The following is a 12005-nucleotide window of genomic DNA, read 5'->3' as shown; positions in this document are numbered from 1 at the left end:
TGAAGACAAGCCCTAGGGCCTGTCTCCAAGTCCGCTGACTGACGGCGTGTCGCCCGGACATGCAAAGAGGTCTCCGGTAGAGGGTTCATCGACCAAGAAGAACCTGAACACCGGAGACCTCGTTGGCCACCTTAGCGGTGACGAGGCGGTTCGACCTGACCGATGCGCAGTGGGCGCGGCTGGAGCCGCTCCTGCCTGCGCCGAGCAGACCAGGGCGGCCGTCGAAGTGGACCAAGCGGCAGCTCATCGACGGGATCCGGTGGCGGGTACGGGTCGGCGCTCCCTGGCGGGACGTACCGGAGTGCTACGGCTCCTGGCAGGCGGTGTACGCCCTGTTTCGACGCTGGCAGCGGGCCGGCGTCTGGCAGAAGATCCTCACCCGGCTGCAGGCCCGGGCTGATGCCGCCGGATCGATCACCTGGCAGGTCGGGGTGGACTCCACCATCGTGCGGGCCCACCAGCATGCGGCAGGCGCGCGGCGTGATCCGCGTCTGCAGGCCGAACCGCCGGGCGGAGTGAGCAGTGAGCCGGTCGACCACGCGCTGGGACGCTCACGCGGTGGCCTGTCGACCAAGCTGCACCTGGCCCGTGAACAGGGTCAACGGCTGCTGTCGCTGGTGCTGACCGCCGGGCAGCGGGGCGATGCCCCGCAGTTCGAAGCGGTCATGGCCGGCATCCGCGTCCCTAGGCTCGGGCCCGGCCGGCCCCGTACCCCGGCCTGAGGTGGTCCGCGCCGACAAGGCCTACTCCTCCCGGGCGATCCGCGCTCACCTGCGCAGCCGCGGAATCAGGTGCACGATCCCTGAGCCGGCCGATCGCATCGCCGCGCGGCTGCGGCGCGGCAGCCGCGGCGGTCGTCCGTTCACCTTCGACGCCCGCGACTACCGCGCCCGTCATGCCGTGGAATGCGGCATCAACCGGCTCAAACGCAACCGCGCCATCGCAACCCGGTACGACAAACTCGCCGTCCGCTACCAAGCCGCCGTCCACGTAAGCGCCATCAACGACTGGCTCACCAGGCTTTGAGACAGGCCCTAGGCGGCGCCTAGGTCGGTGGCGAGCGCGGTGTAGCGTTGGGCGCTCTTGATGGACAGACCGAACAGATCACAGAGCCGTGTCGAGTGTCCCCGCTGGGGCGTGGCCTCATGCAGAATGCGGTCCTCGTGGATTTGCCGGACGTGCGTGCCACTTTCTTCTTGGCCTAGACGTTGCTGAGCCCGCCCAGTCCGCACGGCGGTGTAGACGTTGACGAACAGGTGCGGGTTGCAGGTCGCCGGCCAGCGTGCGGCGCGGTGGTTCGGCCAGTTGCGCTGGCGCTGTCGCGTCGGAGCCGCCAGCAGGATCGTTCGATCGCCGATCCGCAGCCGCGGGCCGTCGAGTTCCGAACAACGGATGCGGGCCGTGTCGTGTGAGCTGAGGATCGACCACGAGTGGACGAGGGAGCGCCAGGACGTGCGGGCGGCGAAGACGCGCATCGTCCGCACGGATCCGGTCCGCCCCGAGCCGCGGAATGGGCGCGGGCACGCCGAGGAACGGCAGGCGGACGTCCGGCCCCGGGCAGCCAGGACCACACCGACGGCCCATCCGGTGCTCACCATCGGCGCCGCCGCACGGGCGCTGGCCGACCAGGTGAAGGGTCGCGGCAACAGCGGCGGCGAGCAACTCTTCGACCCCGAGCTGATCGTCTGCCGCCTCCACAGGCCCCTGCCCCAGGCCCGCGGTAGGGGAGGCGGGGCTCTTGCAAGGACAGCGCTCCGCCTCCCGAGGGATCGTCGGGTTCTGACCCTTCACGGTTTGCAAGCGCTGAAAGAGCTGTAAGCGCTTCGATACGCTAGGGGCGACCTTATGGCGTGCCCCGGCGCCCCCGCATGCCAGGTATGACGGCATGGGACCGGGTGCAGGGGCAAGGAAAGGTAAGTTGACCATCATGACCATGCGCCTCGCCGATATCGCCGCCCAAGCGGGCGTGAGTGAGGCGACGGTGAGCCGGGTGCTGAACGGGAAGCCCGGAGTGGCGCCGGGGACGCGGCAGGCCGTGCTCACCGCCCTCGACGTCCTCGGCTTCGAGCGTCCGCCCAAGCTGCGGCAGCAAAACACCGGGCTCATCGGCCTGATCCTGCCCGAGCTGAACAACCCGATCTTCCCGGCGTTCGCCCAGGTGATCGAGAACGCGCTGGTCCTGTCCGGCTACACCGCCGTCCTGTGCACGCAGACGCCCGGAGGTATCGCCGAGGACGACTACACCGATCTGCTGCTCGAACGCGGGGTCTCGGGCATCATCTTCGTCAGCGGCCTGCACGCCGACTCGCGCTCCGACCGCTCCCGCTACCTGCGGCTGATCGAGCTCGGCCTCCCCATGGTGCTGATCAACGGCTACCGGCCGGACATTGACGCCCACTTCATCTCCAACGACGACGCCGCCGCACTCGACATGGCGGTCAGCCACCTGGCGTCCCTCGGGCACCGGCGCATCGGTCTCGCCGTCGGGCAGGAGCGGTTCGTGCCCACCATCCGCAAGACGAACGGTTTCCGCCGCGCGATGGCCGAGTACGCGGGTGTCGCCGACACGGCCGAGCTGGTCGTCAACACGCTCTACACGGTGGAGGGCGGCCAGTCGGCCGCGCAGCAGCTCCTCGACAGGGGCTGCACGGCGATCTGCTGCGGCAGCGACATCATGGCCATCGGGGCGATCAGGGGCATCCGCCAGGCCGGACTGCGAGTGCCGGAGGACGTGTCCGTCGTCGGGTTCGACGACTCCCCGATGACGGCTTACCTCGATCCGCCGCTGACCACGATCCGCCAGCCGGTCCGCGACATGGGGCTGGCCGCCGTGGCGAGCCTGCTGGACGAGATCCGCGGGCTGCCCGCGCCGCGCACCGAACTGCTCCACCGGCCCGAACTGGTCGTCCGCCGCTCCACCGCGCCGGTGCCCGCGAAGCTGCCCGCCGCCGGATAGCCGCAAAGGCGGGGCGGACAGGCCGGCGGTGATTGCCCGCCGGCCCCGCGGCGCCCGTCGGGGCGGGGAGCGCGCTCCCCGCCCCGACGTGTCGAAGGGACTACTTGAGGTACGGGCCGTCGGTGCCGATCTTGCCCGGGGCCGGGTTGCCGGGCAGGTCGAGCACGTAGGCGCGCATGTCGCCCTTGCCGTTCAGGTCGATCGACAGGGTTCCGCCGGTGACGGTCTTCCTGTCTCCGGTGACGGCGTCCACGTACGTCCCGTTGGGGATCCCGGTGAAGGTGGCGCCGGAGGAGACGGTCACCAGGACGAAGCTGTCGGTGGACCCGCTGGTGTAGCGGCGCTTGTAGGCGATCGAGCCGGACACGCCTTCAGTCGAGTACTGCCCCATCTGCAGCGCCGGGATGGCCCGGCGGATCTGGTTGAGCCGCTGCAGGTGCTTGACCAGCGGCTGGCTCAGCGTCGTCGCGACGGGTCCCGACGCGCCGGACACCTCGCCGTAGCCACTCGTGGTGACGGTGCCCTCGATCTTGTCGCCGTAGTAGGCGCGGCCCGTGGTGGCGAGCGGGCAGGTGGGCCCGCAGTCGATCTGCTTGCCCTTCTGGAACTCGATCTCCGATCCGTAGTAGAGGGTGGGGATGCCGCGGAAGGTCCACATCAGGCTCATGTTCTCGGCCCAGGCGTCGGTGCCGCCGCTGTAGCGGAAGCCGGACTTGTTGGGCCCGTAGTCGTGCGAGTCGACGTAGACGGCGTTGTAGGTGGCGTCGTTGACGCTGTCGTCGGAGTCCTTGCCGTTGTTGTAGGCGTTCTGCGCGTCGGAGAAGTTCATGTGCATGCGCATGTCGATGATGTTCATGCCGGAGAACTTCGAGTGGTCGGGCGCGTGGTAGGTGTTGCCGTCCAGGAAGGCGTTGGTGCTGGTGGGCTGGTTGCCCGTGCCGAGCTGCTCCTCGTAGTTGTACTGCTCGATCGCGGCCTTCTCGTCGTCGGCGCTGTAGTCCTTGCGCTCCTTCCAGGTGTAGAACTGCGCGGAGTGGTTGACCGAGCCGCGGTTCCACTTGTCGTTCACGAACGCGGCGACCTCGCCGAAGACGTAGAAGTCCTTCGCCTTGTCCTCGCCGAACTTCTCCTTGACGCGGTCGTAGATCGCCGGCAGGAAGCGGCGGTTCCAGGTGACCCGGGGGATGTGCACGGCCGTGTCGATGCGGAAGCCGTCGACGCCCATGTCGATGAACCGGTTGTAGGCGTCGATGAGGTACTTCTGCACCTCGGCGTTCTCGGTGTTGAAGTCGGCCAGGTCCTCGTGCAGCCAGCAGCTGCGCGAGTCCTCGCCCTCCCAGTTGCCGATCCAGCACTGGTGGTAGTACTTCGCGGGGAACATCCCGGAGGTCGGGCTCGGCCACTGGCAGTTGTAGATGCGGTATCCCTCGGGGCTGTAGTACTGGGTCGGCGTCCCCCAGTTGCGGCAGGTGTTGCCCGCCGGCTCCTCGGTCGACCACAGGTCGCCGTTGTACGGCCGTCCCTTGGCCATCTGGTTCTGCGCGGCGGTCATGCCGGGGTCGTCGCCCTGATGCTCGACCATGGGGTCGTACTCCCGGCCCGCCTCCTTGGCGCTGTACATCCACTTCCACTGCTCGTCGCGCACGCCGTACACCGGGGGGACGAACAGTCCCTTGGCGCCCCAACGGGAGCTGTGGTTGTAGACGACGTCCTGGTAGATCTTCAGGCCCTTGGCGTGGGCCTTGTTGATCAGGTCCTGGTAGGTGTAGCCGGGCGTCTCCAGCCGGGTGTCCACCCGGTAGAAGTCCCAGCCGTGGTAGCCGTGGTAGTCGTAGTCGGAGCGGTTCAGCACGACCGGGGTGATCCAGATCGCGGAGAAGCCGAGGGCCTTGATGTAGTCCAGCTTGTCGATGAGGCCCTTGAAGTCGCCGCGGAACATCGGGTCGTTGTTCGCCGCGTTTCCCGAGCGGATGTTCTGGCTTCCGCCCCTGTCGTTGGAGGTGTCGCCGTCGTAGAACCGCGCCGTCATGACGAAGTAGATGGAGTCCTTGCGCGGATCGCCGCCGAGCGGGGTGCCCTGGGTGACGGGTGGCGGCCCGTCGCCCGTCGTGACCGAGACGGCATCGGTGTAGGCGGATCTGTTGCCTGCGGCGTCCAGTGCCCGCACCTTGTAGGTGTAGGTCGTCTTGGCGTCCAGACCGGACTCCTTGTACGAGGTGCCGGAGGCGGAGCGGACGACGGGGGTCTCCTCGCCCTTGGCCCGGCTGATCTCGTAACCGGTGACACCGACGTTGTCGGTCGACGCCGTCCAGGTGAGCGTGACGGTCGTGCCCGACGCGGTCGCGGCCAGGCCCGTGGGCACGCTGGGCGCGGTCGTGTCCGGCGGGTCGGGCGTGCACGGCTCCGGCGCGTTCGCGCGTATGACGCCGTCCTTGACCGTGGTCGTGCCGAGACCGATGGCGTAGTCGGCGCCGTTGTTGTTGTCCCAGGTGCCCGATCCGTTGTTGAAGGCGGCCTTGAGCCCGGTCGCGCTGCCGAGGTCGACCGTCTTCTTCGCCCAGTCGGCGCAGCTCTCCTCGTCCATGTCGATGCCCGGGACCGTCGTCCACGAGCCGCCGGTGGGCTGGTAGTGGATCTTCACGGAGCTCCAGCCCCTGGTCTTCTTGTAGTAGAAGACGGTCGCCTTGCCTCCACTCGACGGTGAGGGGGAAGGGGACGGCGAGGCCGTCACGCAGGGGTCGGGGGCGTTGCCGGTGACCACACCGTTCTGGACGACGGTGGTGCCGGTGCCGATGGTGTAGTTCCTGCCCTGGTTGTTGTCCCAGGTGCCGGAGCCGTTGTTGAAGGTGACCTGGAAGGTGGCGGCGGTGCCGAGGTCGATCGTCTTTTTCTTCCAGCCGGTGCAGGCGGTGTCCATGGCGACGCCGGGGACGTTGGTCCAGGTGCCGTTGATCCCGTAGTGGATGTTGGCCGGGTTCCATCCCGTCTTGTAGAACACCGTGGCACTGTTGGCGGCACGGGCGCCGGCCATCGGGATCAGGCTGGACAACGCGACGATCGCCGTGGCCGCGGCAAGGTGAACGCGTCTGCGGTTCATTGCGGTCCTTTCCTTCTGCTGGGGGGTGGGACCGCGTCCCGGCCCGGACGGGACCGGGACGCGCCGGCGTCGTCTAGCCGCCGCAGGGGTTGGCGGCGTTGCCGGTGACCACGCCGTCCTTCACGGTGGTGGCGCCGGTGCCGATGGTGTAGTTGTTGCCGCCGTTGTTGTCCCAGGTGCCGGAGCCGTTGTTGAAGGTGACCTGGAAGGTGGCGGCGGTGCCGAGGTCGACGGTCTTCTTCTTCCAGCCGGTGCAGGCGGTGTCCATGGCGACGCCGGGGACGGTGGTCCAGGTGCCGTTGATCCCGTAGTGGATGTTCGCCGGATTCCAGCCCGTGAAGTAGTAGACGGTCGCGCTGTTCTGGGTGGTGCCCTCGCAGGGGTTGGCGGCGTTGCCGGTGACCACGCCGTCCTTGACGGTGGTGGTGCCGGTGCCGATGGTGTAGTTCTTTTCGCCGTTGTTGTCCCAGGTGCCGGAGCCGTTGTTGAAGACGGCCTGGAAGGTGGTGGCGGCGCCGAGCTGGATGGTCTTCTTCTTCCAGCCGGTGCAGGCGGTGTCCATGGCGACGCCGGGGACGGTGGTCCAGGTGCCGTTGATCCCGTAGTGGATGTTGGCGGTGCCCCAGCTCGTCTTGTAGTAGACGGTGGCGGTCTTGTCACCGGTCGGCGTCACCGTGGGCGAGGGCGTGGCCGACGTGCCGACGCGGATGGCGACGGCGCTCTTGGCCGGGACGGTGACCGATGCGGTCCCACCGGAGTTCACCGTCACCGAGCCGCCGCCGGCCACGTTCGGGTAGGTTCCGGCGGGCAGGCCGGTGGTGAAGGTGCGGGTGACGCTGCCGTTCTCGTTGTTGATCGCGACCCAGCCCTTGTCGCCGCGGCTGAAGGCGATCAGGTTGCCGCCGTTGTCGGTCCAGTTGCCGACCGAGGTGCCCTGGACGGCGTTGTAGAAGCCGACCATGCCGGTCATCTCGCGGTCGAAGCAGGTCCACTGGCCGTTGGAGCAGTTGGTGTCGGTGACGAACCCGCCGTTGGCCGACGGCGGCCCGCCGTCCTTGTTGCTCCAGGTGAAGGAGGAGTAGACGTTGGGCTTGCCGTACGGCCAGGCCAGCATGAAGACGTTGGCCAGCTTGTAGGTGGCGCCGTACTTGTAGTTGAGCGTGCCGTCGCCGGCGGAGGCGTCCTTGCGTTCGGTGTCGTGGTTGTCGACGAACACCATGGCCTTGTCGCTGCCCACCGACAGGCCCCAGCTCTGGCCGAAGCTCTGCAGATACTTGATCTGGCCGGTGAACTGCTCCTTGAGCTTGCGGCCGTAGACGAACTCGTCCACGTCGCCGATGCCCGTGTACTGGCTCGGCTGAACCGCCTCGCCCTGGCCGTAGATGACCTCCTGGTGGATGTAGGGCGAGCCCTTGAGCCTCGACTTGATCGCCCCGAGGTCGTCTGGGCTGATGTGCTTGGCGGCGTCGATGCGGAAGCCGTCGACGCCCAGGTCGGTCAGCTTGTTCATGTACGCGGCGATCTGGCCGCGCACGTAGTCGGAGCCGGTGTTGAGGTCGGACAGGCTGACGAGCTCGCAGTTCTGCACCCGCCAGGCGTTGTTTCCATAGTCGGCGTTGTCGATCCCGCAGGTGGGGGAGTGGAAGTCCCAGGAGGAGTAGAGCCCGGGGTAGTTGTACTTGCTGAAGCCGTAGCCGCCGTAGCTGGTGGCGCCCTGCCCGGTCATGTGGTTGATGACGGTGTCCACCTGCACCTTCACGCCCGCGGCGTGGCAGGCGTCGACCATGTTCTTGAACGCGGCCTCGTCACCGAACTTGCTGGTCAGCGTGTAGCGGGCGGGCTGGTAGATGTCCCACCAGACCGAGCCGCCCTTGGACATGGAGTCGTTGGGCGGGGACACCTGCACCGAGCCGTACCCGGCCGGGCCCAGGACGTCGGTGCACTCCCTGGCCACCGACTTCCAGTTCCAGTTCCACAGGTTGACGGTCACTCCGGGGGCGGAGGCGGCGTTGGCGGCGGTCTCGGTCAGCACGGGCAGCGCCACGGCGGTGCCGGCCGCCGCGGTCGCGGTTAACGCGCCCGCAACGATTGCTTTGTACAGTCTCATAAAGGGGGGTCTCCAGAACTCAGGACGGGATCCCGTTGATGCGGGCCGGGTGGGGTCAACACCCGGCCCGCTTCCATGCGTGACGCCTGCGAGAAGGCGTACGGGTTTTGAGGACGACGGCATGAGCTGCCGTGACGATGCGGCGGCGTCCTCATCCGCGCCACTGCGGATGGCATGAGAACGGCACACGCGAGGACGAACTGACGGCCCGGCCCCGACATCGCGGGATGCGGGTGAGGCGGCGGCGGCGCCCTCGAGCCGGTGGGGGATGGGCACACCGTAGGGGCCTCCATGTCCAGGTTTCCCAGGTGTTGCCTGGAAGTTACTCAGCGGCCATTCGGATTGCAATAGCTTGCAGAAAATTCCAGAACATGTCTCGGTGCCAGTGCGAGTAATGCTCGCGTCTGTCTGATTTGCCCGAATGTCTCATCCTAGATATTGCGATCAGTAATCACAAGGTGACGCTTTGTCGTAGATAACGAAATAGCAGTTGATCATTGCAAGGTCTTTCAAAACTTCTTGCAGCCGCGTAACGTCATGTTCACCCCCAAAAAGACGCCGGCGAGCGGCTCTCGCCGGCGCGTTTCAATCCCCTGAACGTCCCCATGAGGAGATAGACATGCGGCGAGCCATTTCGGCCGTGACAGTCGTCGCGGCTCTCGCGCTGGCGGCCTCCGCCTGCGGCAGCGGCGATGACAGCGGCACGTCGGCGGCGACCGAGAAGTCCGCAGCCCCCGCGGACCCGACCCAGATCAGCGGTGAGATCACCTGGTGGGACACCACGCGGCCGGACAGCGAGGGGCCGACCTTCCGGAAGCTCATCAAGGAGTTCGAGGCCAAGTACCCGAAGATCAAGGTCAAGTACGTCAACGTGCCGTCCGACCAGGCGCAGGGCCAGTTCCAGACGGCCGCGCAGGCGGGGACCGGCGCCCCGGACATCATCCGCTCGGAGGTCGCCTGGACCTCGCAGTTCGCCTCGCTCGGTTACCTCCAGCCGCTCGACGGCACCCGCGCCATCGACAATGAGAGCGACTACCTGCCCGGGCCGCTGAGCAGCACCAAGTACGAGGGCAAGACGTACGCGGTGCCCCAGGTGACCGACACCCTCGCTCTGCTCTACAACAAGAAGCTACTGAAGAAGGCGGGCTACGAGGAGGCGCCCAAGACCTTCGACGAGCTCAAGAAGGTCGCCCTCGACGTGAAGGCGAAGACCGGGGTGAACGGCCTCACCCTGAACGTGGACTCCTACTTCCTGCTTCCGTTCATCTACGGCGAGGGCGGCGACCTCCTCGATGTGCAGAGCAAGAAGATCGTCGTGAACTCGCCGGCCAACGTCAAGGCGCTGGGCGAGGTGGCCGACCTGATCAGCTCGGGGGCCGCGCCCAAGCCCGCCCTCCAGGACAGCTACGCCAACGCGATGACCGCCCTGAAGGACGGCAAAACCGCGATGATCTACAACGGTCCCTGGGCGCTCTCGGAGGTCTACCAGGGCAAGGAGTTCCAGGACAGGAGCAACCTTGGCATCGCGCCCGTCCCCGCGGGCTCGGTCAAGGCCGGGGCGCCCACCGGCGGGTGGAACTACGCCGTTTACGCGGGATCCAAGAACCTCGACGCCTCCTACGAGTTCCTGCGCTTCATGAGCTCGGCGAGCTCTCTGGCCACCGTCTCCAGTGAGCTGGGCCTCCTTCCGGCCCGCGCGTCCAGCTTCGACGACCCGAAGGTCAAGGAGAACCAGGACGTGGCGGTCTTCAAGCCGATCCTGGACACGGCGGTCGCCCGCCCGTGGATCCCCGAAGGCGGCCAGCTGTTCCAACCGCTGCTCGAGGGCTACCAGGCACTGCTGGACGGCACCAAGCCGGAGGACGCGCTCAAGCAGGTCGACGAGAAGTACCACAGCATCATGAAGGACTGGAGCTGATCGTGGCGACCACGACTGGACGTGCCTCCCGCACGGCCAGGGACGGGGCCGCGGGCGCGCTCGGCGCCCGCGGCCACCGCGGAAGCCGGCCCGGACCGGTGCGGCGTTTCCTGTCCCAGCACTGGTACGCGTGGGCGATGACCGCTCCGGTGGTGATCGTCATCGGCGTGCTGGTCGGCTGGCCGCTGGCCCGGGGCGTCTACCTGTCCCTGACCGACGCCACCGAGGCCAACGTGGGCCGCACCATCGGTGTCAACGTCATCCCGGCGACGTACAAGTTCGTCGGGCTTGAGAACTACGTCGACATCCTCACGAGCAGCCTGTTCTGGGAGAGGCTGGCCTGGACCGCCGTGTGGACGGTCGTCTGCGTCGGCCTCCACTACGGGATCGGCCTCGGCCTGGCGATGATGTTGCATCGCCGGCTGCGGCTCCGCTCGGTCTACCGGATGCTGCTGATCCTGCCCTGGGCCATTCCCGGGTTCGTGGCCGCCTTCATCTGGCGCTACCTGTTCAACAGCGACTTCGGCGTGATCAACGCGATGCTGAAGGCCGCCGGGCTCGGCGCGGTCGGCTGGCTGGACGACCCGACGACGGCGAAGCTCGCGGTCATCGCCGTGAACGTCTGGGTGGGCGTGCCGTTCATGATGGTGGCCCTGCTCGGCGGCCTGCAGTCGATCCCGGCCGAGCTGTACGAGGCGGCCGAGGTGGACGGGGCCAGCCCCTGGCAGCGGTTCCGGCACATCACTCTGCCGGGCCTGCGCTCGGTGTCGAGCACGGTCGTGCTGCTCGGCACGATCTGGACGTTCAACATGTTCCCGATGATCTTCCTGATCACCCGGGGCGGCCCCGGCAGCTCCACGGAGATCCTGGTCACCTATGCCTTCCGTGAGGCGTTCACCGGCGTGCGCAACTACTCCGGATCGGCGGCCTGGGGCGTGATCATCCTGATGCTGCTCGTCGCCATGACCTTCGTATACCGCAGAGCGCTGCGCAAGCAGGGGGAGGCCTGGTGAGCACCGACATGCCGAGCGCCGCCACCACTCACACGAGGTCGTACGGCCGGCAGCAGCGGAGCCTGGCCGGCTCGGTCCTCCTGCACGGGACACTCCTGGTCGCCACCCTCATCTCGCTGTTCCCCGTGGTCTGGCTGGTGCTCACCTCGCTCAAGCCGCGGGACGGGTGGCTGTCGTCCGAGCTGGAGCTCTTCAACCAGCCGTCGCTGACGAACTACGCGCGGGTGCTCGGTGACACCGAGTTCCCCCTCTGGCTGCTCAACTCCGTCCTCGCGGCGGGGCTGACCATGGTCCTGGGCGTGTTCGTCGCCGCGACCACCGGTTACGCGATCAGCCGGTTCCGCTTTCCGGGTCACCGGGGCGTCATGTGGCTGCTGCTGGTCACCCAGATGTTCCCGGTGGCGATCCTGATCGTGCCGCTGTACAACCTCATGGCCGGCCTCGGGTTGCTGAACCAGGTTCCCGGGCTCGTCGCGGCCTACCTGACCGTGGCCGTGCCGTTCTGCGCGTGGATGATGAAGAGCTACTTCGACACCATCCCCAGGGAGATCGATCAGGCGGGCTTGGTGGATGGGCTGACGCCGTTCGGCACGTTCTGGCGGGTGGTGCTGCCGCTGGCCAGGCCCAGCCTCGCGGTGACCGCCTTCTACTGCTTCATGACCGCGTGGGGCGAGGTCGCGTACGCCACGGTCTTCATGTCGCAGGAGGAGAAGCGCACTCTCGCCGTCGGGCTCCAGCAGTTCGTCGGCCAGCACTGGTCGGACTGGGGACTGCTCACCGCCTCGGCCGTGCTCATCGCGATTCCCGCCGCGGTCGTCTTCCTGCTCGTCCAGCGTCATCTCGTGGCCGGGCTCACCAGCGGCGCCACGAAGATGTGACCCCTTCACGGCGCACTCATGGACATTCCATCTCTT

The 12005-nt window shown here is 67.5% G+C and carries 8 protein-coding genes; 5 read left to right on the top strand and 3 right to left on the bottom strand.

Going from position 1 to position 12005, the window contains the following annotated elements; translation table 11 throughout:
* The first annotated feature begins 137 nt into the window (after nucleotides 1–137).
* Nucleotides 138–1026, top strand: a protein-coding gene (locus tag AAH991_RS35700; RefSeq protein ID WP_346230362.1) for an IS5 family transposase whose coding sequence is annotated in 2 segments (ribosomal slippage) — nucleotides 138–713 and nucleotides 715–1026 — 888 coding nt in all. Because the reading frame shifts where the segments join, the coding sequence is not laid out codon by codon here.
* A gap of 8 nt (nucleotides 1027–1034) precedes the next feature.
* Here AAH991_RS35700 and AAH991_RS35695 read toward each other — a convergent pair.
* A complete protein-coding gene (locus AAH991_RS35695) occupies nucleotides 1035–1475 on the bottom strand; it encodes a hypothetical protein (RefSeq protein ID WP_346230361.1) in 441 nt (146 codons plus the stop codon).
* A gap of 452 nt (nucleotides 1476–1927) precedes the next feature.
* Between AAH991_RS35695 and AAH991_RS35690 the strand changes: the two genes are divergently transcribed.
* Complete coding sequence (locus AAH991_RS35690) at nucleotides 1928–2956, top strand: LacI family DNA-binding transcriptional regulator (RefSeq protein ID WP_346230360.1); 1029 nt, start codon at nucleotides 1928–1930, stop codon at nucleotides 2954–2956.
* 100 nt (nucleotides 2957–3056) lie between these two features.
* Here AAH991_RS35690 and AAH991_RS35685 read toward each other — a convergent pair whose 3' ends face one another.
* Nucleotides 3057–6053: a carbohydrate binding domain-containing protein gene (locus AAH991_RS35685; RefSeq protein ID WP_346230359.1), complete on the bottom strand. Its 2997-nt coding sequence runs from the start codon at nucleotides 6051–6053 to the stop codon at nucleotides 3057–3059.
* A 73-nt stretch (nucleotides 6054–6126) separates the two neighbouring features.
* Nucleotides 6127–8160: a carbohydrate binding domain-containing protein gene (locus tag AAH991_RS35680; protein ID WP_346230358.1), complete on the bottom strand. Its 2034-nt coding sequence runs from the start codon at nucleotides 8158–8160 to the stop codon at nucleotides 6127–6129.
* A 619-nt stretch (nucleotides 8161–8779) separates the two neighbouring features.
* On the opposite strand from AAH991_RS35680, the gene AAH991_RS35675 reads away from it, so the two are divergent.
* The 3 genes from AAH991_RS35675 to AAH991_RS35665 are packed head-to-tail and all read left to right on the top strand — an operon-like array spanning nucleotide 8780 to nucleotide 11969.
* Nucleotides 8780–10078, top strand: a complete 1299-nt coding sequence (locus AAH991_RS35675; protein ID WP_346230357.1) for an extracellular solute-binding protein — start codon at nucleotides 8780–8782, stop codon at nucleotides 10076–10078.
* Nucleotides 10079–10080: 2 nt separating this feature from the next.
* On the top strand, nucleotides 10081–11091 hold the full coding sequence (locus AAH991_RS35670) for a carbohydrate ABC transporter permease (protein ID WP_346230356.1): 1011 nt from the start codon (nucleotides 10081–10083) through the stop codon (nucleotides 11089–11091).
* Nucleotides 11088–11969: a sugar ABC transporter permease gene (locus AAH991_RS35665; RefSeq protein WP_346230355.1), complete on the top strand. Its 882-nt coding sequence runs from the start codon at nucleotides 11088–11090 to the stop codon at nucleotides 11967–11969. The genes AAH991_RS35670 and AAH991_RS35665 overlap by 4 nt, the downstream gene beginning before the upstream one ends.
* Nucleotides 11970–12005 lie beyond the last annotated feature (36 nt).

This window comes from Microbispora sp. ZYX-F-249 (assembly GCF_039649665.1).
GTDB classification, from domain to species: Bacteria; Actinomycetota; Actinomycetes; order Streptosporangiales; family Streptosporangiaceae; genus Microbispora; species Microbispora maris.
This window is presented reverse-complemented; position numbering and strand designations above follow the sequence as displayed.

Bases quoted from the DNA above. Each gene is read 5' to 3' on its own strand.
- AAH991_RS35695 (WP_346230361.1), bottom strand. From the start codon at position 1,475: ATGCGCGTCTTCGCCGCCCGCACGTCCTGGCGCTCCCTCGTCCACTCG.
- AAH991_RS35690 (WP_346230360.1), top strand. From the start codon at position 1,928: ATGACCATGCGCCTCGCCGATATCGCCGCCCAAGCGGGCGTGAGTGAG.
- AAH991_RS35685 (WP_346230359.1), bottom strand. From the start codon at position 6,053: ATGAACCGCAGACGCGTTCACCTTGCCGCGGCCACGGCGATCGTCGCG.
- AAH991_RS35680 (WP_346230358.1), bottom strand. From the start codon at position 8,160: ATGAGACTGTACAAAGCAATCGTTGCGGGCGCGTTAACCGCGACCGCG.
- AAH991_RS35675 (WP_346230357.1), top strand. From the start codon at position 8,780: ATGCGGCGAGCCATTTCGGCCGTGACAGTCGTCGCGGCTCTCGCGCTG.